This window comes from Enterobacter sp. D2 (assembly GCF_034427575.1).
Classification (GTDB): Bacteria; Pseudomonadota; Gammaproteobacteria; order Enterobacterales; family Enterobacteriaceae; genus Enterobacter; species Enterobacter cloacae_M.
Genome location: NZ_JAXQPP010000005.1, coordinates 105,063 through 127,327, shown reverse-complemented (window position 1 = coordinate 127,327; position 22,265 = coordinate 105,063). Strand labels below are relative to the sequence as shown.

The window sequence follows — 22,265 nt, the reverse complement described above, 5'->3', positions numbered from 1 at the left end:
TTCTTTCACTGAACTGTCTGTCAGGGCATTGGGGTGCGGTAGCTCAGGAGCCTTGCTTCGTGGGCGGACGCCGGGGAGGATGTATGATTAGCACCGTCGCATTGTTTTGGGCGTTATGCGTGGTTTGCATAGTGAATATGGCGCGCTACTTCTCATCGTTACGTGCGCTGTTAGTGGTACTTCGTGGTTGCGATCCGTTGCTTTATCAGTATGTGGACGGTGGAGGGTTCTTCACCTCGCATGGACAGCCCAGCAAGCAGATGCGTCTGGTGGGATACATCTACTACCAGCGCTACCGCGATCATCACGATGAAGAGTTTATTCGTCGCTGCGAGCGCCTGCGTCGTCAGTTCATTTTGACCAGCGCCCTGTGCGGGCTGGTCGTGGTCAGTATGATTGCATTGATGATTTGGCACTGAGCATCACAGCAGGCGGGGAAAGCCCCGCCTACTTTCATCTGGCTCAGGGCTTAACTGAGAACCGGAGACTGGAGATATTGTTCTCAATCGAAATAACCTTTCCGCTATAGGCAATGTTCACTTCCCCGCTTGTATCAATACTGGCCGAGGTTATCGTGCCTGTACCTTCGATTACCGGATACTTCATAGCAAGCTGATGGATAATATCAGTGTCTTTCCCTGCAAGCGCCCCCGAGAGATAATAACGGTAGATTGGTGGTACGGTTGTGCCGCCCTGATTGTTCACGGTCATATAGAGCCAGACGCTATCGGATAATTTATAAGCGCGCTGTAGCTCATCGCTATTTCGCTGATTGGGCTGATGGTTTAACCAGAGAAATCCAATGACCAGAACCAGAAGTGAAGCGGTAACAAGGCGATGAATCCATTTAATAGCCGTTTTGAATGGCATAGTCTATTCCTTCTCTGATGTTGCGTTGGTCCGTTGGGTCGTCTCCGTAAGGCGGCTTTTCGTACCATTTTCCCCATTCCGGTTTTGAGGTACCTGCCCGGCCTTGAGCCCAGCCTGCGCCCATAAGAAGGATGTTTGCAGGGATACCTGCCGCAGTACCTGCGGCTCCGAAGTTGAAGTTACCAAATGCAGCAAAATAAGGGTCGAATTTTTTATAATCCCAGGGACTGCCATTTCGGACTTTTTGGTAGAACCAATAATACGTTGAGGGCGTGGCCATATTGCGTGACATTCCGTTAAGGCGTGCCTCACGCATATTGTTCGCTATAACGATTGAACCCGGTCCTGAGATAGGGACAGAAGCCATACATTCTCCTTTGTCTGGATTTATCTTCTGGCCGCCATGATAGTTTTTTCTGTGTTTTGAAATTGAGCAAAAAATGTTCATAAAATCCTCATGTTATCAAACACCTCATGGCAAATAGCAGCCATAAAAAAAGCGGGTCAGTTTCCTGACCCGCTTTTTTATCGCCTTCAACCGATTAAATCAGCTTCAGCGAAATCCAGTACAAACCGCCAGACAGCAGGATTGAGGCCGGAAGGGTGAACACCCAGGCCATCAGAATGTTGGTCACGGTTTTGCGCTGCAGACCGCCGCCGTCAACAATCATGGTACCTGCCACGGACGAGGAGAGTACGTGGGTGGTGGATACCGGCATACCGGTGTAGCTCGCCAGACCGATAGACACTGCCGCCGTCATCTGCGCGGACATACCCTGCGCATAGGTCATGCCTTTCTTACCGATCTTCTCTCCGATGGTGGTCGCCACACGACGCCAGCCAATCATCGTACCAATACCGAGTGCCAGCGCGACGGCCATGATGATCCAGATTGGCGCGTACTCAATGGTGTTGAGCATATCGCTTTTCAGTTTCTTCAGCAGACGTTTGTCGTCACCATTCACCTCTGGCAGCTTCGCGACTTTATCGGTCACGTCAGAGATGCAGAGCATGATACGACGCAGCTGACCACGCTGTTCAACGGCCAGTTTGTCGTAGCTTTCGATGTCGCCCAGCATGCCCTTGGCGCGTTCCAGCGCGTTAATCGCGTTAGCTGGATGGCAGTGGAATTCGCCAGGCGCGGTGGTTGCACCTGCTTCCGGAGAAGGGATCAACTGATCAACGCCGGTCGCTTTTTTCAGCAGGTCAGGATGCTGCTGGAAATAGGTTTCAACGTTGTTGACCGCATCGCGGGTACGTGTGATTTCGTAACCGGAGGCATTCATGTTCACCACGAAGCCTGCCGGTGCGACGCCGATCAGAACCAGCATCACCAGACCAATGCCTTTCTGCCCGTCGTTCGCGCCGTGTGAGAAGGCCACGCCGATAGCAGAAATGATCAGGGCAATACGCGTCCAGAACGGCGGCTTTTTCTTGCCGTCTTTCTTCTCACGCTCTGCTGGCGTCAGGTGGATACGCGCACGTTTTTTCGTGTTACTCCAGTAGCGACGCAGGATGAAAATCAATCCCCCCGCGACTACCAGACCCACGATAGGGGAGATGATCAGGGAGCCGAAAATGCCCAGTACTTTAGGCAGGTTCAGCGCATCAACAACTGATGTCCCGGTCATCAGGGCGTTGGTTAACCCGATGCCGATAATCGCGCCGATGAGCGTGTGAGAACTGGATGCAGGCAGGCCAAAATACCAGGTACCGAGGTTCCAGATAATTGCAGCAAGCAGCATTGAGAACACCATAGCGAGGCCATGGCCAGAACTAACGTTAAGCAGCAGATCCGTTGGCAGCATATGCACGATGGCATACGCAACGCTCAGCCCGCCCAGGAGAACACCAAAAAAGTTAAATACCGCCGCCATAACAACCGCAAGCTGCGATCGCATTGCGCGAGTGTAGATAACCGTCGCTACTGCGTTTGCAGTGTCGTGGAAGCCGTTGATCGCTTCGTAAAACAGTACAAAAACCAGAGCAAGCAATAATAAAAGCCCGGTATGTAAATCCAGGCCGGCAAACAAATGTAGCATAGGACGTTACGCCATTTTGAGGACATGAACGCGGCGCATTATCCAGGACAAATGCGCGGCGGGCAAAGTGAAATATAGACTTTTTTTGACATACCACCTGATTTGAGAAATGCCTCATAAAGGATATTCTTTAAATTTCAATGGAATGCCTTTGTAATATCTTTTTACGCTGGTGTGACCACAGAGGAAACTTTACAATCCACGGCAGTTAACAAAGAGGGTTTTGACGTGGAAAGGTTTGATGCCGTGGTAATTGGCGCCGGTGCGGCGGGTATGTTTTGTGCGGCAATGGCCGGACAGGCGGGTCGTCGCGTACTGCTGCTGGATAACGGTAAAAAGCCCGGCCGTAAGATCCTGATGTCCGGCGGCGGGCGCTGCAACTTTACTAATCTGTATGTTGAACCCGCGGCCTATTTGAGCCAAAACCGTCATTTTTGTAAATCTGCGCTGGCGCGCTACACCCAATGGGATTTTATCGACCTGGTGGGTAAGCACGGCATCGCGTGGCATGAGAAGACGCTGGGACAGCTGTTCTGCGACGACTCCGCGCAGCAGATTGTCGATATGCTGGTGGCCGAGTGCGAGAAGGGCGGCGTCGTCATGCGCCTGCGCACGGAAGTGCTGGAGGTCGCCCGCGACGACCAGGGCTATACGCTGCAGCTGAACGGTGAAACCGTCAGCGCAGACAGCCTGGTGATCGCCAGCGGCGGCCTGTCTATGCCGGGGCTGGGCGCCTCCCCGTTCGGCTATAAGATTGCCGAACAGTTTGGCCTGAAAGTCTTGCCTACGCGCGCCGGGCTGGTGCCGTTTACGCTGCATAAACCGCTTCTGGAACAGCTGCAGACGCTGTCCGGCGTGTCTGTTCCCTCGGTCATTACCGCCGAAGACGGCACGGTGTTCCGCGAAAATCTGCTCTTTACCCATCGCGGCCTCTCCGGCCCGGCGGTACTGCAAATCTCCAGCTACTGGCAGCCGGGTGAGTTCGTCACGGTTAACCTACTTCCGGAGTGCGATCTGGATGCTTTTCTTAACGAGCAGCGTACCGCGCACCCGAATCAAAGCCTGAAAAACACCCTGGCGATGCAGCTGCCAAAACGTCTGGTGGAATGTTTGCAGGCGCTGGGGCAGATCCCGGACGTGTCGCTCAAGCAGCTTAACAGCCGCGAGCAGGAGATACTGGTGGAAACTCTGACAAACTGGCGCGTGCAGCCAAACGGCACCGAAGGCTACCGTACGGCAGAGGTCACGCTGGGCGGGGTCGACACGAATGAGCTCTCTTCCCGCACCATGGAAGCGCGCAACGTGCCGGGGCTCTATTTTATTGGCGAAGTGATGGACGTGACCGGCTGGCTCGGCGGGTACAACTTCCAGTGGGCATGGGCAAGTGCCTGGGCGTGTGCTCAGGCGCTGGCAGAAGACAAGTGACATAAGCGCGCTGCCACTCGTCACGGTTGGCTTTATGGGCTGACGGTGGTTGCGTCCGTCACGGCCAGAATATTGCTCGCGGCCACGGTCCCCATCTTGATATATGACGCTGAGGTAACGCCGCCAATATGCGGTGAAATAACCACGTTTTCTACGGACTGCCAGAGGTGCGGCGCCGTCAGCGGCTCGTGGGGAAAGCTGTCCAGCGCCGCGCTGTGCAGCGTGCCATCCCTGAGCGCCGCCAGTAACGATTCACTGTGGATCAGTCCGCCGCGTGCCGTATTGACCAGAATAGCGTTCCGCTTGCAGTGTGCAAGCGTCTGGCTATTGATCATTCCCCGATTCTCATCGGTCAGCGGACAGTGCAAAGAGATAACATCGGAACGGGAAAGAAGTCCGTTCAGCGTTTCTGCGCGTTCGCACAGGGCAGGCATGGTCTTAGCATAGGGATCGTAAGCCAGCACCTTCATGCCGAAAGCGTGACCAATAGTCGCCACGCGCGAGCCGATAGCACCCAACCCAATTAGCCCTAACGTTAAGCCCTCCAGCTCAATGGATTTATGCGTCGCCTTATCCCAGTGCCCGTCTCGCAGCCGCTTGTCCAGAGGCACCACCGACTTTGCGCAGGCGAGGATCAGCGCCCAGGTATGTTCAGCCACTGCCGCCGCGTTTGCGCCAGGCGCAGAGCGGACGGCGATGTTGCGCTCGGCCGCTGCCGTCTGGTCTATCACATCGATCCCGCTTCCGTGCTTGGAAATAACCTGCAGAGCCGGGGCGGCATCCATAACTTTCGCGGTGATCCTGCCGTAACGTACCAGGATTGCCACAGGATTGTGTCGTTCACACAGCGCGATCAGGTCATCTTCTGTGGGCTGGCGGCCCGCAAACACTACCTCAAAGCCCTGCAACATCACCATGGCCTGCTCCGCCAGGTCGCTACCGGTAACCAGTACTACGTCTTTGCCCCCCATCACAGCGTCTCCCCGTCAGCTAACATTCCTGCTTTACGAAGCGCGTCATCAAGCCAGTGTGGACGTAAATCGCCTTCACGGATGGCGGCAAGGCGCCGGGTCTCCATCTCCAGCTTTTCTTTTGCCAGAGCGATAACCTCCTGAACCTCATCTCGCGGGATAACGACCACGCCGTCGATATCCGCGACAACCAGATCCCCGGCCTGAACCGTCGCCCCGGCGACTGAAATGGGATGATTAACCCGGCCAGAGATTAACTTTGTCGGGCCGCAGGGGTTCAGACCGGCAGAAAAGACGGGGTAGTGACCTTTGCTCAGGGTGTCGGCGTCACGTACAGCGCCATCAATAATAATGCCCGCAATGCCGCTCGCCTGAGCCTGAGTGGCCATGATTTCCCCAAGCAGCGCGCAGCTCAGGTCGCCTTTGCCATCGACGACCAGGACATCACCGGGCTGCGCCACCGCCATCGCGGCATGAATCGCCAGATTATCACCCGGACGGACTTCCACGGTGACGGCCGGACCCGCAACGGACATATGTGGGGCCAGCGGTTTGATGCGGCCATGAAACGTACCGCGGCGACCGGCCACGTCGGCCAGAATAGCTGCCTGATACTCGGCAGCCCGACGAACGTCCTCGGCAGAAACGCGCTCGAAATGGCGATTAATCGGTTTTTTTTCAGTAACGGACATAAATGCCTCCATATTGTTTTACTTAGTACAATACAGGTGTACAGAACAAAACAACTATAGCGGTGTTGCTTTCCTTTTAGCCAGACCCGAGGTGGCGTTTGTGATGTAAACACGAAGTGACTCACAAAATTTGAGGTACACTCACTGCCGGGCTAACAAGGAGATAATGATGGGGAATGAAGGCGTTGTAGCGGTTGAAAAAGCGCTGGCTTTACTGGATTGCTTCCGTCCTGGAGATGAGAGCCTGACGCTGACCGCGCTGGCACAGCTGTCGGGTTATCACAAAACCACGGTTTACCGCTTGATGAATTCTCTTGAACGGATGAATTACGTCGTCAGGCATGAGGACGGCAATTATGCGCTGGGCCCACGTCTGCTTTACCTCGGCAAGCTGTATGAACAATCTTTTCACCTTTCCCGGGTGGTTCAGCCAGAGCTTCAGGCCTTATCCCTGGCGTCTCAGGAGAGTGCCAGCTGGTATGTGCTGGAGGGAGGGCAGCGGCTTTGCCTGTTTCGCGCTGAAGCGTCGCATGGCCTGCGACACAGCAATCTTCCCGGCAGCCAGTTCCCGCTCGATAATTCGGCCATCAGTAAGGTATTGCGTCATTGGGGGCTCAATGAAAGCCTGCCGGAGGAAGACGCTGAACTCCCTTTCTATACGTCAGGCGCACGCGATCCCCATACCGCTGCGTTTGCGATGCCTGTCTTCGGCGTTCACGACAAGCTGGTTGCGGCGTTAGCCCTGACCGGTCCCATCTCGCGGTTGACGGAAGATCGTCGTGAGAAGGAAATAGGGCAGTTGATGAAGGCGGCTGCAAGCCGTCTTTCGCAGAAAATGGGCGCCAGTAAGCCCTTCTGTCAGCAGTTCTTTGGTGAAACGAGCGACGCGGCGGAAGAAAATCTTTAAACGCAGAAGCGGGACAAATGTCCCGCTTCTGTCATCGTTAATGCGTGACTTGTTTTTCGTGTAGCTGAGCGCGGCGGGCCTGCCGCCCCATAATGAGCACCGCGATACCCCCGGCCACGCACAGCGCGGCCAGCGGAAGCATAGCCAGCGTGTAGCTGCCCGTCCGCTCATTGATAATGCCGTACGCGTTTACCATCACCGCCCCGCCTATCAGGTTTGCGATGGCGCCAATCGCGGCCAGTCCCGCCGCCGCTGAGGTACTGCTCATCCAACCGGATGCCAGCGCCCAGAAAGGCCCTTTCATTGAATAAGCGCCTATCAGCATAATGCTGAGGATAACGATCGTGGCAGACAGCGAGACGCTCACAAAGGCGGCGAACACACCGGCGGCAATCATGAACAGCGTGAGTGCGGTATGCCAGCGGCGTTCGTTGGTACGATCGGAATTCCGTCCCCATACAATCATGAGAACAGATGCCAGACCGTAAGGAATAGCGTTAAGCAGACCTGTCTCAAGGTTATCGAGATGGAAGGATTTCAGCAGTTGAGGAGACCAGACGCTGATCGTGGTGCCCGCGGAAGATGCGCCCGCGTAAATCAGCGCCATCAGCCAGATTTGGCGATGCTTCAGCAGCTGCCACGTCGTCTGGTGCCCGATACTCTTTTGCTGATTGCGCTCGGTTTCCAGCGTGGTTTCCAGCCACTGTTTCTGTTCGCTGCTGAGCCAGCTCGCCTGATGAGGGCGATCCCGGAGAATAAACCAGGCTGCAATACCCAGCAGCACCGCCGGCAAGCCTTCAATAATGAACAGCAGATGCCAGCCGCGAAGACCCAGCCAGCCATCCAGTGACAGTATCAATCCGGAAAGCGGGGAGCCGATGAAGTTAGCGAGCGGGATGGCGACCATAAATGACGCAATAATGCGTGCGCGGTAGCGGGACGGGATCCACCAGGTCAGATACAGCACGACGCCCGGGAAGAAGCCCGCCTCTGCAGCACCGAGAAGAAAACGGACGATATAGAGCGACGTGGTGTTCTGCACCAGGGACATACACATGGAAACGATGCCCCAGCTGATCATAATGCGCGGGATCCACAGTCGGGCGCCGACTTTCTGCATTGCCAGGTTACTGGGTACTTCAAACAAAAAATAGGCCACGAAGTAAAGGCTGCTGGCGAAGCCAAACGCCGCTTTGCTGAGGCCAAGGTCCTCATTCATCTGCAGCGAAGCCATGCCGATATTCCCGCGATCGATAATGGAGACTAGGTAACTGACAATCAGAAACGGGAGAATACGCCAGATCACCTTCCGCATCGTCTCTCTTTCTATGTCCTCGGTGGCGGTAGCGCCGTTACGTAAATGTTCTGTCATTGTGTCCTCGCAGGGTTTGTTCTTTGTTTTATTAGGTACAACTAAGTTTTATTAAACAAAACCACTATAGCGACGGCGCGTTATTTTTATCCAGTTAATGGAAGGTTTAAATGATGTAAATAAGAGGTGACTCACAGATAGTGCGCTTCAGATATATCGTTCACAGCAGCCGAACCAGCCGCAAAGAGAGTACGCTGCAAGGGAGATAATCACGCAACGCAATTATTGCACCAACTTTTCCTCGCCATTCAACTAAGCTTCGACCGGGTGCCCCGCCGCATTAGCGGGGCCATATTTCTTTTGGTCGAGCACGCATCATGCAGCTACTCAGTATTATTATTTTGCTTACCCTAACCGTGGTGATCCATTCGCTGTGGATGTTTGGCGTTTTAAAATTCATCAAATTAGAAGTCGATTCGGCGGTACGCATTGTTTTACGCAATGTCGGTATCGTGATCTCCATGATCTTCGCCCACCTCCTTGAGGCCGGACTGTTTGCTGCGTTTTATTTTGTCATCGACGCGTTTAATGACTGGAACACCAGCTTCTATTTTTCACTGGTCAGCTACGCCACCGTGGGATACGGCGACGTCACGTTACCCCAACACTGGCGGCTTATCGGCGGGGTGGAAGGACTGGTGGGCGCGTTGATGGTGGGCTGGTCTGTGGCCGTTCTGGTGGCGGTGCTGCAGCGCTTACGCGGAATGAGCGCCTAAACGGCAGATGCGCGATCCCCGTCTGGTAAGGTAAAGTACCCCCTCCTTGCGCGGCCAGAAGGCCGCGAATTTGAGGGTGAAGAGGCTGATTAACGGCCCGCCCTTTTCTGTTCCTGGTTTACGCCAGTTTGCATGGTGTTGTGTTTTGTCTGCCAAAAGGGTTTTGTATGTCTGCTGCTCATCTCGGTTTCCCGACGGAAACCGTTGTTGTCTTTGTGGTGATGGCCGTTGGGGCGATGTTTATCGACCTCTTTATGCACCGTCACGATAAACCCGTCTCGCTGAAAAGCGCGGCGATGTGGTCCATTTTCTGGGTCATGATGGCGATGGCCTTCGCCGGATTCCTGTATGTTCACCACGGCGCCGAGATGGCGAGCCTGTTCCTCACCGGCTATGCGCTGGAAGAGGTGCTCTCCGTCGATAACCTGTTCGTGATGATGGCGATCTTCGCCTGGTTCGGCGTGCCGGATAAGTACCGTCACCGCGTGCTCTACTGGGGCGTGCTGGGGGCGATTGTCTTCCGCGGCATCTTTGTGGCTATCGGCACCAGCCTGTTAAGCCTGGGGCCGTACGTTGAGGTAATTTTCGCGCTGGTCGTCGGCTGGACGGCGGTGATGATGCTCAGGCGCAATGAAGAGAGCGACGAAGTGGAGGATTACTCGGGTCATCTCGCCTATCGTCTGGTGAAGCGCTTCTATCCGGTCTGGCCAAAAATTAGCAGCAATGCCTTTATTCTGACGCAGAAAGAGGTGGATGCGGAGCTTGAAAAGCCGGAAAACCAGGACGTGATGGTCGGACGCGTGAAGAAGGCGAAGCGCTATGCGACGCCGCTATTACTTTGCGTGGCCGTCGTCGAGCTCTCTGATGTCATGTTCGCGTTTGACTCCGTGCCGGCCATTATTGCCGTGAGCCGCGAGCCGCTGATTATCTACAGCGCCATGATGTTCGCCATTCTCGGCCTGCGTACGCTTTACTTCGTGCTGGAAGCGCTGAAGCAGTATCTGGTGCACCTCGAGAAAGCCGTGGTGCTGCTACTGTTCTTCGTGGCGTTCAAGCTGGGGTTAAATGCCACCGACCACTTCTGGCATCACGGTTACAGCATTGGCGCCACGGCCAGTCTGTTTGTGGTACTAGGCGTGCTGGCGCTGGGGATTATTGCAAGCGTGATGTTCCCGGGAAAACGTGAGGCCTGATGTACCGCCTTTCTCCCTCTCCCTGTGGGAGAGGGCAGGGGTGAAGGCACCGGACCGCACCTAACCCTTAATCGGTGAATTCCGGCGCTTGCGCGGGTGGTGGAAGTGCCGCCAGTGCGGATCCTGCGCCGCCGCCAGCAGTTCGTGGTCGCCGCGAGTGTCTCCCCAGGCGCGCAGGTGATAGGCGTTAAGATCGCCATACACTTTCTCCAGCCTTGCCACCTTCTGGGCGCAGCGGCAGTTATTGCCCGTGATGCGCCCCGTCAGCTTGCCGTCTTTCACTTCCAGCTGCGTGCCAATCAGCTTAATGCCGAGCTTATCAGCCCACGGCTGGAGCACCAGCGCCGGGGACGCGGAACAGATGGTCACTTCCGCACCGGAATTCACCTCAGCCGCCACCGCCAGAACCCCTTCGGGGCGCATCAGTTTGTTCCAGTATTTTTCGCAAAAGGCTTCCGCCTGCTGGCGCAGCCAGTGTTCATCCACGCCCGTCAGGAAGGTTTTAATCAGCACTTCCTTCAGCTCATCGCGCGTCAGCTTGCGACGCACGCAGTGCAGCGTAGGCAGCGCCATGCGCACCAGTCGGCCCGCGAAGTAACGTTTGCCGAAGGCAAAACGCAGGAAAGGAATAAAGCTGTCGTGGTGCGTTAATGTCCCGTCAAAGTCAAAGACAGAGAGCACGCTGGATTTAGCCACCGTCTCGTCGGCAATCATATTGGTCATAAATACGTCTTAGCTGAAATACACATTCTGCGGATCAGTTTACCTGCTTTAGCTGGACAGTCCTTATATCACCACTCTTTTTTTCTCGATCTTGCGATCTCAAAGTGAGTCCATTTTTGGCCTCGATAACAATTGGTGAAAAAACGAGCTGTCTATATTATCGCCACATCGCAAGATATTTAGGGGAACCATTGGCCCCCACAGGTAAGGAAAAACTCACTCACTACTTCTTTTTTGATATGACTCTTAGATCGCTTATTTCAATCCTCACGTTAAGTTTTGCTTCGTTTTCTGCGTTCAGCTTTCAACTTCCAGCGTCGATGTTATCGATGAACAGTGAACTGGCAGCATCACCGGCGAAATCTGCGCTGGTGCATCAGGAAACAGGCCCGCTGCGCTCGCGTATTCTCGATCAATACCAGAAGTGGAAAGGCACCCAGTACCGGTGGGGCGGAACCACGCATCGCGGGGTAGATTGCTCCGCGCTCATGCAGCACCTGTTCACCGACGCGGCACATCTTAATTTGCCGCGCACGACGAGTGAACAGATCCATCGCGGCGTGCAGGTGGCGCAATATCGCCTGAAAGCCGGCGATCTGGTCTTCTTCCAGACGGGCCCGAACCGCAAGCACGTTGGCGTTTATATTGGCGAAAACCAGTTTATTCATGCCTCAACCAGTCAGGGCGTAACGGTTTCAACCCTGACGGATGATTACTGGCAGGCACACTACATTACCGCCCGTCGCATCGCAGGCAGTGCGGCCTGACAGAGCGTCAGATGATGTCATCCACGACGCCACCGTCGACGCGCAGCGCCGCGCCCGAGGTGGCGGAGGCCTGGGTCGAACAGACATAAATCACCATATTGGCCACCTCTTCAACCGTGGCCGCGCGCTGGATAACCGAGCTGGGGCGGTTGGTCATCACAAACTCTTTCGCCAGCTGCTCCAGCGATTTGCCGGTTTTTTCGATTTCATCTTTCATCATCTCTGCGAAACCGTCAGACATTGTCGGGCCCGGCAGGACGCTGTTGACCGTCACGCCGCTCCCCGCCACGAACTTCGCCAGCCCGCGCGCCAGCGAGAGCTGCGCCGTTTTGGTCACGCCGTAGTGGATCATATCCGCCGGAATATTGCAGGCCGACTCGGAGGAGATAAACACCACGCGTCCCCAGCCTTTTTGCACCATGCCCGGCAGCAGGGCGCGGGACAGACGCACGCCGGACATCACGTTGGTCTGCCAGTAACGCTCCCAGGTCTCATCGTCGGTGGCATAGAAATCCTGCGGACCGTAAATCCCGGCGTTGTTGACCAGAATATCGACGTTATTCGCCACCTTCAGAAGCGACTCGACCCCTTCCGCCGTGCTGAGATCGGCAATCGCGGCGCGCACCTGCACGCCCGGCACCACCTGCTGGAGCTTCTGAATGCCTTTATTCACCGATTCCGTGCTGCGGCCATTGACGATCACTTCCGCACCGCTTTCTGCCAGACCTCTGGCAATGGCGAACCCGATCCCGCCGGTTGAGGCGGTCACCAGCGCCACTTTCCCCGCAAAGTCGATTTTCATCATCTGCTCCTTATCGTTTTAACGTTCGGACCTTAAAGCGTAGCAGGTGAGGATGACGGCTCCTGGCTAAAAAGGCGCAATAGCGTCTCAACCTGTTCATCAAGCGGGGCGAGGGAACGCTTAACAATCAGGTGTAGCGGCGTTGCCCTGCGCGCGCCGTGGCTCAGCGGCAGGCGTTTTAGTACGCCCTGATCCAGCTGGGTCTGGATGCGTTCCTCCGGCAGCCAGCCGTAGCCGACCTGAGAGACGACGGCCTCTATGGCGGCATCGATGGTGGAGAAGGTCCACGACTCGCCGGCAGCACGCGCGGCGGGCTGGCTGTCCGCAATCTGGATGAGCGGCCACGGGCGCAGCATCTCATCATTGAGCGGCGCGTCGAGGTGAAACAGGGGATGCCGGGAATGGGCCACGGCAACAAAGTCGATATTCATCAGCCATTCGCCGAGCCCGGTAATGTCCTGGCGGCGGGTTAAGACCATCACATCGGCTTCGTCGTTAATGGCGTCGGCGCGGGTATTTTCCAGCACCTCGGTCAGACGTACCTGAGTCTGCGGATACTGCTGCTGGAACTGACGAAGAATAGCGAACAGGCGGCGGCGCGGGAAAATGGAGTCCACCACCAGATCCAACCGCGTGCGCATCCCGTTGCGAAGAGTCGCTGCGCGCGTCTCAACATACGAAAACGCTTTCAGCAGCGGTTTAACCTGGTTGAGAAGAAGCTCTCCGGCCGGGGTTAACACCGCCCGTCGCCCCTCCGGGACCAGCAGCGCCACGCCGAGTCGCTCCTGCAGCAGCGACAGGTTATAGCTCACCGAGGACTGGCTGCGGTGCGTTTCTTCCGCCGCTCTGGCAAAGCTGCCCGCCTCAACTACCTTTTCCAGTAAAGACCATTGTTCAAGCGTCGTCTTATGCATGATTTATCTAAAATTTGGATGGATTTGATTAAAACATAGCGTTATTTATTCATTTTTTGAAGGGGTACAATCTTCTCATCAAAACAAAGGAGACATTTTATGAACACCTTCGACAAACACGACTTGAGCGGCTTTGTTGGTAAACATCTTGTATATACCTACGATAACGGCTGGAACTACGAGATTTACGTAAAAAATGAGACCACGCTTGATTACCGTATTCACAGCGGTCTGGTAGCCAACCGCTGGGTGAAAGATCAGCAGGCTTACATCGTGCGGGTAGGGGAGAGCATCTATAAAATTTCCTGGACCGAGCCAACCGGCACCGACGTCAGCCTGATTGTGAACCTGGGCGACAAGCTGTTCCACGGCACCATTTTCTTCCCGCGCTGGGTCATGAACAACCCGGAAAAAACCGTCTGCTTCCAGAACGATCATATTCCGCTGATGAACAGCTATCGCGATGCGGGCCCGGCGTATCCAACCGAAGTGATTGATGAATTTGCCACAATCACCTTTGTACGCGACTGCGGTGCAAATAATGAAAGCGTTATTGCCTGCGCAGCCAGTGAATTACCGAAAAACTTTCCAGATAACCTGTAATAAGCGCGACAATTAACTAAAAAGAAAAGTTCCCGGCTATTTCATATTATTATGAAATAGCCGGGATTTTTTTGTTTGTTGAGGATTGGTTTAAAACAATTCATTTCAGAATGTTGCGGAAGATCACATTAAAAATAATTAAACGTAATTTAACTTGTTGTTTTTCAAGAGGCTGCTAGTTGTTTTATAACGTTGCATACCTTGTCTTAATTTTTCCCTAAGGAAAGAGAGCTACTTTGATATAAGTTTATGGTTCGTTGAAATAAACGGGCTGGCATTTGGTTAATATCAAAAACATGCCATTTTTATTGCAAGGAAATTAATAATGAGTGATTTTCTGCCTTTTTCGCGGCCGTCGATGGGCGCTGAGGAAATTGCGGCGCTTCAGGACGTTTTGATGTCGGGCTGGATCACCACCGGGCCAAAGAATCAGGAACTTGAAGGGGCATTCTGTCAGCTTACCGGGAATCAGCATGCGATTGCCGTCTGTTCAGCCACCGCGGGTATGCACGTCACGCTGATGGCGCTGGATATTGGCCCGGGCGATGAAGTCATTACCCCTTCCCAGACCTGGGTCTCCACGCTGAATATGATCGTGTTGCTGGGTGCCACGCCGGTCATGATTGATGTGGACAAAGATACATTAATGGTGACGCCAGAAGCCGTTGAAGCCGCCATTACCCCGCGTACCAAAGCCATTATCCCCGTTCATTATGCCGGCGCGCCGTGTGAAATCGACGCCATTCATGCCATCGGCGAACGTCACGGTATTCCGGTTATTGAAGATGCGGCCCATGCCGCCGGAACGTACTACAAGAACCGTCATGTGGGCTGGAAAGGAACGGCGATTTTTTCCTTCCACGCCATTAAAAATATGACCTGCGCGGAAGGCGGCTTAGTCGTCACGGATAATGCCCAGCTGGCACAGCGGATCCGCAGCCTGAAATTCCATGGCCTGGGCGTAGATGCCTATGACCGCCAGACGCACGGCCGCGCGCCGCAGGCGGAAGTGATCGCGCCGGGCTATAAATACAATCTGGCGGACATCAACGCCGCGCTGGCGCTGGTGCAGTTAGGCAAGCTGAAAGAGGCTAACAGGCGCCGCCAGGAAATTGCTGAACGCTACCTGCGTGAGCTTGCCGATACGCCGTTCCAGCCGCTCACCATTCCGTCATGGCCGCACGTGCACGCCTGGCACCTGTTTATTATTCGCGTTGACGAAGCGCGCTGCGGGATCTCACGCGACAACCTGATGGCGGCGCTGAAAGAGAAAGGCATCGGTACCGGCCTCCACTTCCGCGCGGCGCACACCCAAAAATACTACCGCGAGCGTTTTCCTGATGTATCGCTCCCGAATTCTGAATGGAATAGCGCGCGTATTTGTTCTCTCCCTCTTTTCCCGGACATGACTCATGACGACACAACCCGCGTCATTACCGCACTCCATCAGCTTGCAGGACATTGATATGTTCAGTGCACCGCCTGTACAAAAAGTTTCCGTTGTAATCCCGGTTTATAACGAGCAGGAGAGCCTGCCCGAACTGATCCGCCGTACAACCGCCGCCTGCGACACGATGGGCAAGGCCTACGAAATTCTGCTGGTGGATGACGGCAGTAGCGACAATTCCGCGCTGATGCTGACCCAGGCCGCACAGGCCGAAGGCAGCCACATTGTGGCTGTGCTGCTCAACCGCAACTACGGCCAGCACTCGGCGATTATGGCGGGGTTTAGCCACGTCACGGGCGATCTGGTCATCACCCTGGACGCTGACCTGCAAAACCCGCCGGAAGAGATCCCGCGTCTGGTCGCCAAAGCCGATGAAGGCTATGACGTGGTCGGCACGGTACGTCAGAACCGTCAGGACAGTCTGTTCCGTAAGCTGGCCTCGCGCACCATCAACCGACTTATCCAGCGCACGACCGGTAAAGCGATGGGCGATTACGGCTGCATGCTGCGCGCCTACCGCCGCCACATTGTCGACGCGATGCTGCACTGCCATGAGCGCAGCACCTTTATTCCGATCCTCGCCAACACCTTTGCCCGCAAGGCAACGGAAATTCCGGTTCTGCACGCCGAGCGCGAGCACGGGGAATCGAAGTACAGCTTTATGCGTCTCATCAACCTGATGTATGACCTCATCACCTGCCTGACCACCACGCCGCTGCGTCTGCTGAGCGTGTTCGGCAGCATCATCGCCGTGGCCGGATTTGCGCTGTCCGTTCTGCTGGTGGTGCTGCGCCTGGTCTTTGGCCCGCAGTGGGCGGCGGAAGGGGTCTTCATGCTCTTTGCCGTGCTGTTTATGTTCATCGGCGCCCAGTTTGTCGGGATGGGCCTTCTCGGTGAATACATTGGCCGTATCTATAACGATGTTCGCGCGCGTCCGCGCTACTTTATTCAACGTGTTGTCCGTCAGGAACACAAAGCATCTCAAGAGGAAATTCACCCATGAAAGCTGTTGTATTTGCCTATCACGATATGGGGTGCACGGGCACGCTGGCCCTGCTGGAAGCGGGCTATGACATTGCGGCAATCTTTACCCATCCGGACACGGCCGGAGAGAATAACTTTTTTGGCTCCGTGGCGCGTATCGCCGCCGAGCGCGGGATCCCGGTTTATGCTCCGGACGACGTCAACCACCCGCTGTGGGTGGAGCGCATCCGCGCGCTCGCGCCTGACGTAATCTTCTCGTTCTACTATCGCAGCCTGCTTTCCGACGAAATCTTAGGTCTGGCCGCAAAAGGCGCCTTTAATCTTCATGGTTCTCTGCTGCCCGCCTACCGCGGCCGCGCGCCGCTGAACTGGGTGCTGGTGAACGGTGAAACGGAAACGGGCGTAACGCTGCACCGCATGGTGCGCCGTGCGGACGCGGGCGCTATCGTGGCACAGCAGAAGGTCGCTATTGATGCGGACGAAACGGCGCTGCAGCTGCATCAAAAGCTGAATGCGACGGCGCAGACGCTGCTGCGTGATGCACTTCCAGGCATCCTCAACGGCACCTTCAGCGAGACCGCGCAGGATGAGAGCAAGGCAAGCTGCTTTGGCCGCCGCGCGCCGGAAGATGGTCGTCTGGACTGGAATAAGCCTGCCCGCCAGCTGCACAACCTGGTGCGCGCTGTGACCGACCCGTGGCCGGGCGCGTACAGCTTTGCTGGCGTAAGCAAATTTATCGTCTGGAAATCCCGCGTGCGTGACGATATTCCGGCTGCCAAACCGGGCACCGTCGTCTCTGTCTCTCCGCTGATTGTGAGCTGCGGCGAGCAGGCGCTGGAGATCGTCACCGGACAAACCGACAACGGCCTGTACGTTCAGGGCACGCAGCTGGCGCAGTCTCTGGGTCTGGTGGCCGGGGCGCTGATTACTAGCGCGCCGGTGGTTGCCATCAAGCGCCGTACCCGCGTGCTGATCCTCGGCGTGAACGGCTTTATCGGTAACCACCTGACCGAACGTCTGCTTAAAGACGACAACTACGAGATTTACGGTCTGGATATCGGCGCGGATGCCATCAGCCGTTTCCTCGACAACCCGCGTTTCCACTTCGTGGAAGGGGACATCAGCATCCATTCCGAGTGGATTGAATACCACATTAAAAAATGCGACGTGGTGCTGCCGCTGGTCGCCATTGCCACGCCAATCGAGTACACCCGTAACCCGCTGCGCGTGTTCGAGCTGGACTTCGAAGAGAACCTGAAGATCATCCGCGACTGCGTGAAATACGACAAGCGCATCATCTTCCCGTCCACGTCTGAAGTGTACGGCATGTGTACCGATAAGAACTTCGATGAAGACACCTCCAACCTGGTGGTCGGGCCGATCAACAAACAGCGCTGGATTTACTCCGTCTCCAAACAGTTGCTGGACCGCGTGATTTGGGCCTACGGTGAGAAAGAAGGCCTGCGCTTTACCCTGTTCCGTCCGTTCAACTGGATGGGCCCGCGTCTGGATAACCTCAACGCGGCGCGTATCGGCAGCTCCCGTGCGATCACCCAGCTGATCCTGAACCTGGTAGAAGGCTCGCCAATTAAGCTTATCGAAGGCGGGAAACAGAAACGCTGCTTTACGGACATCAGCGACGGTATCGAAGCGCTGTTCCGCATCATCGAAAACAAAGATAACCGCTGCAACGGTGAAATCATCAATATCGGTAACCCGGACAACGAAGCGAGCATTCGCGAGCTGGCAGAGATGCTGCTGGCCAGCTTTGAGCGCCATCCGCTGCGCGACAAGTTCCCGCCGTTTGCCGGCTTCCGCGAAGTGGAAAGCAGCAGCTACTATGGTAAGGGCTACCAGGACGTTGAGCACCGTAAGCCAAGCATTCGCAACGCGAAGCGCTGCCTCAACTGGACGCCGACGGTGAAGATGGAGCAGACCATTGACGAAACGCTCGATTTCTTCCTGCGCACCGTGGAGCTTTCGGAACAGGCCTCATGAAAAAAGTCGGTTTACGCATTGATGTCGACACCTTCAGGGGAACGCGTGACGGCGTACCCAAACTGCTGGAACTGCTGAACAAACACGATGTGCGTTCCAGCATTTTCTTCAGCGTGGGGCCTGACAACATGGGGCGCCATTTATGGCGTCTGATTAAACCGGCATTTCTGTTCAAAATGCTGCGCTCGCGCGCAGCATCCCTCTACGGCTGGGATATTTTGCTGGCCGGCACCGCCTGGCCCGGCAGACGTATCGGCGCGGGTAATGAAGCCGTTATCCGCGAGGCGGCGCAGCATCATGAGGTGGGTCTGCACGCCTGGGACCACCATGCCTGGCAAGCCTGGGCGGGCGTCTGGGATATCCCGCGCCTGTCCCGTGAGGTCGAGCGTGGGATGCTGGAGCTGGAGGCCATTACCGGTCAGCCCGTGCGCTGCTCCGCCGTGGCTGGATGGCGTGCGGATCAGCGCGTCGTGAAGGCCAAAGAAGCCTTTGCGTTTCGCTACAACAGCGACTGCCGCGGAACCGGACCTTTTTTGCCGCTGTTAGGCGAAAATCGCTACGGAACGGTGCAAATTCCGGTCACGCTTCCCACCTGGGATGAAGTGGTCGGGCGCGAGGTGAAGGCGGATGAGTTCAATCGCTACATTCTGGACCGCATCCATCGTGACGCCGGCACGCCGGTGTATACCATCCATGCCGAAGTGGAAGGGATTGCGTATCAGCATGATTTCGACGAACTGCTGACGATGGCCGCTCAGGAGGGCATTGAATTTTGCCCGTTGAGCGAGCTGCTGCCGGACGACCTCAGCACCCTGCCCGTGGGTAAAGTCGTCCGTAATGAAATGGCTGGCCGGGAAGGCTGGCTTGGCTATCAACAAACCGTGAGTCCGGTCCCATGAAAACAGCCCGTTATGGCTTAGCGCTTTTCGCACTGTTTATCGTTTACTACCTCATTCCGGTCGATGTCCGCCTGCTCTGGCAGCCTGATGAAACGCGCTATGCGGAAATCAGCCGCGAAATGCTGGCATCCGGAGACTGGGTAGTCCCGCATTTTCTGGGGCTGCGTTACTTTGAAAAACCGATTGCTGGCTACTGGATCAACAGCATCGGGCAGTTGCTGTTCGGGCACACGAACCTCGCCGTGCGCGCCGGGTCTATCTTCTCTACCGGCTTAGCCGCGCTGCTGGTCATCTGGATGGCATGGCGTCTCTGGCGAGATAAGCGGACCGCTATTTTCTCCGGTCTTATCTTCCTGACCCTGTTCCTGGTGTATGGCATCGGCACGTATGCGGTGCTGGATCCTATCATCACCCTGTGGCTGGTGGCGGCGATGTGCAGCTTCTGGCTGGCGTCGCAGGCCCAAACCGTTTCCGGAAAAGCGGGTGGCTATGTGCTGCTTGGGCTGGCCTGCGGGATGGGGGTGATGACCAAAGGCTTCCTGGCGCTGGCCGTTCCGGTGATTGGCGTGCTGCCGTGGGTCATTGCCCGGAAGCGCTGGAAAGAGGTGCTGATTTTTGGCTGGCTCGCGATCCTGAGCTGCGTGCTGATTGTTCTGCCGTGGGGGCTGGCCATTGCGCAGCGTGAGCCTGACTTCTGGCGTTACTTCTTTTGGGTTGAACATATTCAGCGTTTTGCCCAGAGCGACGCGCAGCATAAAGCCCCGTTCTGGTACTACATACCGTTCCTGATTGCGGGCAGCCTGCCGTGGCTGGCACTTTTGCCCGGCGCGATTCGTCTTGGCTGGAATGACCGACAAAACGCGGGTGGCGGGTTCTATCTGCTAGGTTGGGTGGTGATGCCGCTGCTGTTCTTCAGCATCGCCAAAGGCAAGCTGCCGACCTATATCCTGCCCTGCTTTGCCCCGCTGGCTATCCTGATGGCGCGCTATGCCTGCCTCGCGGCGGAAAAAGGTGCCAGAGCGTTACGCATTAACGGCGGGATTAACCTGGCGTTTGGCGTTATCGGCGTGGTGGCGGCGCTGGTGGTCTCGCCGTGGGGACTGTCGAAGCATCCGGTCTGGACGTCGGTTGAACTGTATAAAGTCTTCTGTGCGGTGGTGGCGTTCCTCATCTGGGCCGCGGTAGGCTGGTTTACGTTCAGACAGAGCCAGCAGCGCTGGTGGCTGGCGGCACTGTGCCCTGCAGGGCTGGCGCTGCTGATTGGTTTTGCCATTCCGAACCTGGTGGTGGATTCCAAACAGCCGCAGTCGCTGGTCGATACCGTGCGCGAGCCGCTTCAGGAAAGCCGATTCGTGCTGGCCAATAACGTTGGCGTGGCCGCGGGCCTGGCGTGGGAGCTGAAGCGCAATGACATCACGATGTTCGATCAAAGCGGCGAACTGCGCTACGGACTGGATTATCCCGATGCGAAAGATCGTTATGTTGATAAAGATGACTTCGCGCAGTGGCTGGCGGAGCATCGTCAGCAGGGGCGCGTATCGCTGGTGATTCTTCTGTCAAAACACGATGAAATCGCGCGCGCAAATCTGCCGAAACCGGACAGCCTGTATATTCAGGGGCGTCTGGCCCTGCTGGAGTATCTGCCGAAGTGATGACCTGGATCTGGCTGATACTGGCAAGCCTGCTCAGCTGCGCGGGACAGCTGTGCCAGAAACAGGCCACCCGTCCGGCGAAAGCCGGGCGGCGCGGGGCGCACATCGCGCTGTGGCTTGGCCTGGCACTGCTGGCGCTGGGCAGCGGGATGCTGGTCTGGCTGGTGGTGCTGCAACGCCTGCCTGTCGGTATTGCCTATCCTATGCTGAGCCTCAATTTTGTCTGGGTGACGCTGGCGGCGAAGGCGTTCTGGCGTGAGCACGTTGCTGCGCATCACTGGCTGGGGGTAGGGTTCATCATCATTGGGATTGTTATCCTGGGAGGGAGCCTGTGAAGGGTGCATTCTGGGCCATGTGCAGCGTGCTGTTAGTCAGCGCGGCGCAGCTGCTGCTGCGCAATGCCATGCAGGCACTGCCACCGGTCAGTGAGATCCTGGTGTTTGTTTCCGCGCTGTGGCACTTCTCGTCCGGCACGGGCGCGCTGCTGCTGGGGTTGACGGGGTATGTGGCGTCCATGGGCTGCTGGTATCTTGCGCTACACCGTATGGCGCTCAGCAAAGCCTATGCCCTGCTGAGCCTCAGCTATATTCTGGTGTGGGCCGCCGCGATCCTGCTGCCTGGCTGGGGGGAGCGCTTCTCCTGGCACGGGCTGGCGGGCGTCGGGTTTATTATTCTGGGCGTGTTAGTGATTTTTCTGCCCCGAACGTCCCAACGTGAATAATCGACTCGTGGGTCAGGGTATAAGGGGTCGATGTGCAGACGGCAAGGCTCAGCGAGCCGACCTGTAGCTGACTGACCGCGTGCGTCTGCGCCGTGCTGTCGATGCTGACAATCTGCCATGCGCTGCCGCCACGCTGTTTCACAATCGCTTCTTTCCGCGTCCAGATACGCCAGAACGCGGAAAGCCGTTCCTCGGGCGCTTCATGCTCCAGCTCGTCATGCTCCGTCATGCTGAACACCGCATTAGCCAGCGCCTGCCAGTTCTTCCTCGGGCGAATCACTTCGATATCGCAGCCGACTTCGCCTTCATCGCTCATCAGCAGGGCAATATCGTCACCGCTGTGGCTCAGGTTGAACCACAGCGGATGACCCTTCGCAAAGGCCGGTTTGCCCTGCTCGCCGTAAATGATGTCGGGGAGCGGGCGAGGGGATAACGTTCTGGCGAGCAGCGTCCTCCCGGCCAGCCAGGAGGCCTGTCGGGCACCCTGAGGCGCCCTGTCTGCGAGCGCTGACGCCATCGGGTCCGCGCAAAGAGTGGAGATTTTTCCCAGTAATAACTGGTACATAG

Annotated in this window: 24 protein-coding genes; 14 read left to right on the top strand and 10 right to left on the bottom strand. The window is 56.3% G+C overall.

The annotated features are described in order from the left end of the window. Positions 1–83: 83 nt before the first annotated feature. Entirely contained in the window at positions 84–419 is a 336-nt protein-coding gene (uspB, locus tag SPG90_RS19385; RefSeq protein WP_003861224.1) for a universal stress protein UspB, read from the top strand. Positions 420–462: 43 nt separating this feature from the next. Here the strand turns inward: uspB and SPG90_RS19380 are convergent, their stop codons facing one another. From SPG90_RS19380 to pitA, 3 genes are all read right to left on the bottom strand, one after another. Next, entirely contained in the window at positions 463–870 is a 408-nt protein-coding gene (locus SPG90_RS19380; protein ID WP_045404741.1) for a hypothetical protein, read from the bottom strand. Beyond that, positions 848–1,318 carry a polymorphic toxin type 44 domain-containing protein gene (locus SPG90_RS19375; protein ID WP_248212724.1) on the bottom strand — a complete coding sequence of 157 codons (471 nt, stop codon included), beginning with the start codon at positions 1,316–1,318 and terminating at the stop codon, positions 848–850. The genes SPG90_RS19380 and SPG90_RS19375 overlap by 23 nt, the downstream gene beginning before the upstream one ends. A 94-nt stretch (positions 1,319–1,412) precedes the next feature. Then, positions 1,413–2,912 (bottom strand): inorganic phosphate transporter PitA, encoded by a 1,500-nt coding sequence (pitA, locus tag SPG90_RS19370; RefSeq protein ID WP_023309552.1) that lies wholly within the window; start codon positions 2,910–2,912, stop codon positions 1,413–1,415. A 228-nt stretch (positions 2,913–3,140) separates the two neighbouring features. On the opposite strand from pitA, the gene SPG90_RS19365 reads away from it, so the two are divergent. Then, positions 3,141–4,337, top strand: coding sequence for an NAD(P)/FAD-dependent oxidoreductase (locus SPG90_RS19365; RefSeq protein WP_126304184.1), 1,197 nt, complete (start codon positions 3,141–3,143; stop codon positions 4,335–4,337). A 32-nt stretch (positions 4,338–4,369) separates the two neighbouring features. Here SPG90_RS19365 and SPG90_RS19360 read toward each other — a convergent pair whose 3' ends face one another. Continuing rightward, a complete protein-coding gene (locus tag SPG90_RS19360) occupies positions 4,370–5,308 on the bottom strand; it encodes an NAD(P)-dependent oxidoreductase (RefSeq protein ID WP_126304248.1) in 939 nt (312 codons plus the stop codon). After that, positions 5,308–6,000 (bottom strand): RraA family protein, encoded by a 693-nt coding sequence (locus tag SPG90_RS19355; RefSeq protein ID WP_126304186.1) that lies wholly within the window; start codon positions 5,998–6,000, stop codon positions 5,308–5,310. Before SPG90_RS19355 ends, SPG90_RS19360 begins: the two co-directional genes overlap by 1 nt. A 169-nt stretch (positions 6,001–6,169) precedes the next feature. On the opposite strand from SPG90_RS19355, the gene SPG90_RS19350 reads away from it, so the two are divergent. Continuing rightward, positions 6,170–6,907 (top strand): IclR family transcriptional regulator, encoded by a 738-nt coding sequence (locus SPG90_RS19350; protein WP_023309548.1) that lies wholly within the window; start codon positions 6,170–6,172, stop codon positions 6,905–6,907. A 37-nt stretch (positions 6,908–6,944) separates the two neighbouring features. On the opposite strand, the gene SPG90_RS19345 is transcribed toward SPG90_RS19350, so the two are convergent. Beyond that, positions 6,945–8,279: an MFS transporter gene (locus tag SPG90_RS19345; RefSeq protein WP_045355930.1), complete on the bottom strand. Its 1,335-nt coding sequence runs from the start codon at positions 8,277–8,279 to the stop codon at positions 6,945–6,947. A 317-nt stretch (positions 8,280–8,596) separates the two neighbouring features. On the opposite strand from SPG90_RS19345, the gene SPG90_RS19340 reads away from it, so the two are divergent. Together SPG90_RS19340 and SPG90_RS19335 are read left to right on the top strand one after the other, a co-directional pair. Beyond that, entirely contained in the window at positions 8,597–8,995 is a 399-nt protein-coding gene (locus SPG90_RS19340; protein WP_023309546.1) for a potassium channel family protein, read from the top strand. A gap of 167 nt (positions 8,996–9,162) precedes the next feature. Further along, positions 9,163–10,188 carry a TerC/Alx family metal homeostasis membrane protein gene (locus tag SPG90_RS19335; RefSeq protein WP_024908851.1) on the top strand — a complete coding sequence of 342 codons (1,026 nt, stop codon included), beginning with the start codon at positions 9,163–9,165 and terminating at the stop codon, positions 10,186–10,188. A gap of 60 nt (positions 10,189–10,248) precedes the next feature. On the opposite strand, the gene SPG90_RS19330 is transcribed toward SPG90_RS19335, so the two are convergent. Continuing rightward, the gene (locus SPG90_RS19330; protein WP_014885577.1) at positions 10,249–10,911 is read right to left on the bottom strand and encodes an HAD family hydrolase; all 663 of its coding nucleotides are present in this window, start codon (positions 10,909–10,911) and stop codon (positions 10,249–10,251) included. Between the two features lie 239 nt (positions 10,912–11,150). Between SPG90_RS19330 and SPG90_RS19325 the strand changes: the two genes are divergently transcribed. Continuing rightward, positions 11,151–11,678 (top strand): NlpC/P60 family protein, encoded by a 528-nt coding sequence (locus SPG90_RS19325; protein ID WP_045403295.1) that lies wholly within the window; start codon positions 11,151–11,153, stop codon positions 11,676–11,678. A gap of 7 nt (positions 11,679–11,685) precedes the next feature. On the opposite strand, the gene SPG90_RS19320 is transcribed toward SPG90_RS19325, so the two are convergent. Both SPG90_RS19320 and SPG90_RS19315 read right to left on the bottom strand, forming a co-directional pair. Then, a complete protein-coding gene (locus SPG90_RS19320) occupies positions 11,686–12,480 on the bottom strand; it encodes an SDR family NAD(P)-dependent oxidoreductase (RefSeq protein WP_126304250.1) in 795 nt (264 codons plus the stop codon). A 32-nt stretch (positions 12,481–12,512) separates the two neighbouring features. Continuing rightward, positions 12,513–13,394, bottom strand: a complete 882-nt coding sequence (locus SPG90_RS19315) for a LysR family transcriptional regulator (protein ID WP_023309542.1) — start codon at positions 13,392–13,394, stop codon at positions 12,513–12,515. 99 nt (positions 13,395–13,493) lie between these two features. Between SPG90_RS19315 and SPG90_RS19310 the strand changes: the two genes are divergently transcribed. The 8 genes from SPG90_RS19310 to arnF all read left to right on the top strand — a co-directional run bounded on the left by SPG90_RS19310 (position 13,494) and on the right by arnF (position 21,698). Further along, positions 13,494–13,997: a phenolic acid decarboxylase gene (locus SPG90_RS19310; protein WP_008503103.1), complete on the top strand. Its 504-nt coding sequence runs from the start codon at positions 13,494–13,496 to the stop codon at positions 13,995–13,997. A gap of 325 nt (positions 13,998–14,322) precedes the next feature. Beyond that, positions 14,323–15,462 (top strand): UDP-4-amino-4-deoxy-L-arabinose aminotransferase, encoded by a 1,140-nt coding sequence (gene arnB / locus SPG90_RS19305; protein WP_047173972.1) that lies wholly within the window; start codon positions 14,323–14,325, stop codon positions 15,460–15,462. Between the two features lies 1 nt (position 15,463). After that, a complete protein-coding gene (gene arnC / locus SPG90_RS19300) occupies positions 15,464–16,447 on the top strand; it encodes an undecaprenyl-phosphate 4-deoxy-4-formamido-L-arabinose transferase (protein WP_047173971.1) in 984 nt (327 codons plus the stop codon). Beyond that, the gene (gene arnA, locus SPG90_RS19295) at positions 16,444–18,426 is read left to right on the top strand and encodes a bifunctional UDP-4-amino-4-deoxy-L-arabinose formyltransferase/UDP-glucuronic acid oxidase ArnA (RefSeq protein WP_063931064.1); all 1,983 of its coding nucleotides are present in this window, start codon (positions 16,444–16,446) and stop codon (positions 18,424–18,426) included. The genes arnC and arnA overlap by 4 nt, the downstream gene beginning before the upstream one ends. Beyond that, on the top strand, positions 18,423–19,325 hold the full coding sequence (gene arnD, locus SPG90_RS19290) for a 4-deoxy-4-formamido-L-arabinose-phosphoundecaprenol deformylase (RefSeq protein WP_023309538.1): 903 nt from the start codon (positions 18,423–18,425) through the stop codon (positions 19,323–19,325). Before arnA ends, arnD begins: the two co-directional genes overlap by 4 nt. Beyond that, entirely contained in the window at positions 19,322–20,977 is a 1,656-nt protein-coding gene (arnT, locus tag SPG90_RS19285) for a lipid IV(A) 4-amino-4-deoxy-L-arabinosyltransferase (protein WP_045403309.1), read from the top strand. Before arnD ends, arnT begins: the two co-directional genes overlap by 4 nt. Further along, positions 20,977–21,312, top strand: coding sequence for a 4-amino-4-deoxy-L-arabinose-phosphoundecaprenol flippase subunit ArnE (arnE, locus tag SPG90_RS19280; RefSeq protein WP_039263049.1), 336 nt, complete (start codon positions 20,977–20,979; stop codon positions 21,310–21,312). The genes arnT and arnE overlap by 1 nt, the downstream gene beginning before the upstream one ends. After that, positions 21,309–21,698, top strand: a complete 390-nt coding sequence (arnF, locus tag SPG90_RS19275; protein ID WP_126304197.1) for a 4-amino-4-deoxy-L-arabinose-phosphoundecaprenol flippase subunit ArnF — start codon at positions 21,309–21,311, stop codon at positions 21,696–21,698. The genes arnE and arnF overlap by 4 nt, the downstream gene beginning before the upstream one ends. Here the strand turns inward: arnF and acpT are convergent. Further along, complete coding sequence (gene acpT, locus SPG90_RS19270; protein WP_126304199.1) at positions 21,646–22,263, bottom strand: 4'-phosphopantetheinyl transferase AcpT; 618 nt, start codon at positions 22,261–22,263, stop codon at positions 21,646–21,648. The two genes, arnF and acpT, sit on opposite strands and share 53 nt — an antisense overlap. Positions 22,264–22,265: the final 2 nt, after the last annotated feature.

What these genes read in the sequence shown, in the direction of transcription:
- uspB (WP_003861224.1), top strand. Translation starts at nt 84, where the DNA reads ATGATTAGCACCGTCGCATTGTTTTGGGCGTTATGCGTGGTTTGCATA.
- SPG90_RS19380 (WP_045404741.1), bottom strand. Translation starts at nt 870, where the DNA reads ATGCCATTCAAAACGGCTATTAAATGGATTCATCGCCTTGTTACCGCT.
- SPG90_RS19375 (WP_248212724.1), bottom strand. Translation starts at nt 1,318, where the DNA reads ATGAACATTTTTTGCTCAATTTCAAAACACAGAAAAAACTATCATGGC.
- pitA (WP_023309552.1), bottom strand. Translation starts at nt 2,912, where the DNA reads ATGCTACATTTGTTTGCCGGCCTGGATTTACATACCGGGCTTTTATTA.
- SPG90_RS19360 (WP_126304248.1), bottom strand. Translation starts at nt 5,308, where the DNA reads ATGGGGGGCAAAGACGTAGTACTGGTTACCGGTAGCGACCTGGCGGAG.
- SPG90_RS19355 (WP_126304186.1), bottom strand. Translation starts at nt 6,000, where the DNA reads ATGTCCGTTACTGAAAAAAAACCGATTAATCGCCATTTCGAGCGCGTT.
- SPG90_RS19350 (WP_023309548.1), top strand. Translation starts at nt 6,170, where the DNA reads ATGGGGAATGAAGGCGTTGTAGCGGTTGAAAAAGCGCTGGCTTTACTG.
- SPG90_RS19345 (WP_045355930.1), bottom strand. Translation starts at nt 8,279, where the DNA reads ATGACAGAACATTTACGTAACGGCGCTACCGCCACCGAGGACATAGAA.
- SPG90_RS19340 (WP_023309546.1), top strand. Translation starts at nt 8,597, where the DNA reads ATGCAGCTACTCAGTATTATTATTTTGCTTACCCTAACCGTGGTGATC.
- SPG90_RS19335 (WP_024908851.1), top strand. Translation starts at nt 9,163, where the DNA reads ATGTCTGCTGCTCATCTCGGTTTCCCGACGGAAACCGTTGTTGTCTTT.
- SPG90_RS19330 (WP_014885577.1), bottom strand. Translation starts at nt 10,911, where the DNA reads ATGACCAATATGATTGCCGACGAGACGGTGGCTAAATCCAGCGTGCTC.
- SPG90_RS19325 (WP_045403295.1), top strand. Translation starts at nt 11,151, where the DNA reads ATGACTCTTAGATCGCTTATTTCAATCCTCACGTTAAGTTTTGCTTCG.
- SPG90_RS19320 (WP_126304250.1), bottom strand. Translation starts at nt 12,480, where the DNA reads ATGAAAATCGACTTTGCGGGGAAAGTGGCGCTGGTGACCGCCTCAACC.
- SPG90_RS19315 (WP_023309542.1), bottom strand. Translation starts at nt 13,394, where the DNA reads ATGCATAAGACGACGCTTGAACAATGGTCTTTACTGGAAAAGGTAGTT.
- SPG90_RS19310 (WP_008503103.1), top strand. Translation starts at nt 13,494, where the DNA reads ATGAACACCTTCGACAAACACGACTTGAGCGGCTTTGTTGGTAAACAT.
- arnB (WP_047173972.1), top strand. Translation starts at nt 14,323, where the DNA reads ATGAGTGATTTTCTGCCTTTTTCGCGGCCGTCGATGGGCGCTGAGGAA.
- arnC (WP_047173971.1), top strand. Translation starts at nt 15,464, where the DNA reads ATGTTCAGTGCACCGCCTGTACAAAAAGTTTCCGTTGTAATCCCGGTT.
- arnA (WP_063931064.1), top strand. Translation starts at nt 16,444, where the DNA reads ATGAAAGCTGTTGTATTTGCCTATCACGATATGGGGTGCACGGGCACG.
- arnD (WP_023309538.1), top strand. Translation starts at nt 18,423, where the DNA reads ATGAAAAAAGTCGGTTTACGCATTGATGTCGACACCTTCAGGGGAACG.
- arnT (WP_045403309.1), top strand. Translation starts at nt 19,322, where the DNA reads ATGAAAACAGCCCGTTATGGCTTAGCGCTTTTCGCACTGTTTATCGTT.
- arnE (WP_039263049.1), top strand. Translation starts at nt 20,977, where the DNA reads ATGACCTGGATCTGGCTGATACTGGCAAGCCTGCTCAGCTGCGCGGGA.
- acpT (WP_126304199.1), bottom strand. Translation starts at nt 22,263, where the DNA reads ATGTACCAGTTATTACTGGGAAAAATCTCCACTCTTTGCGCGGACCCG.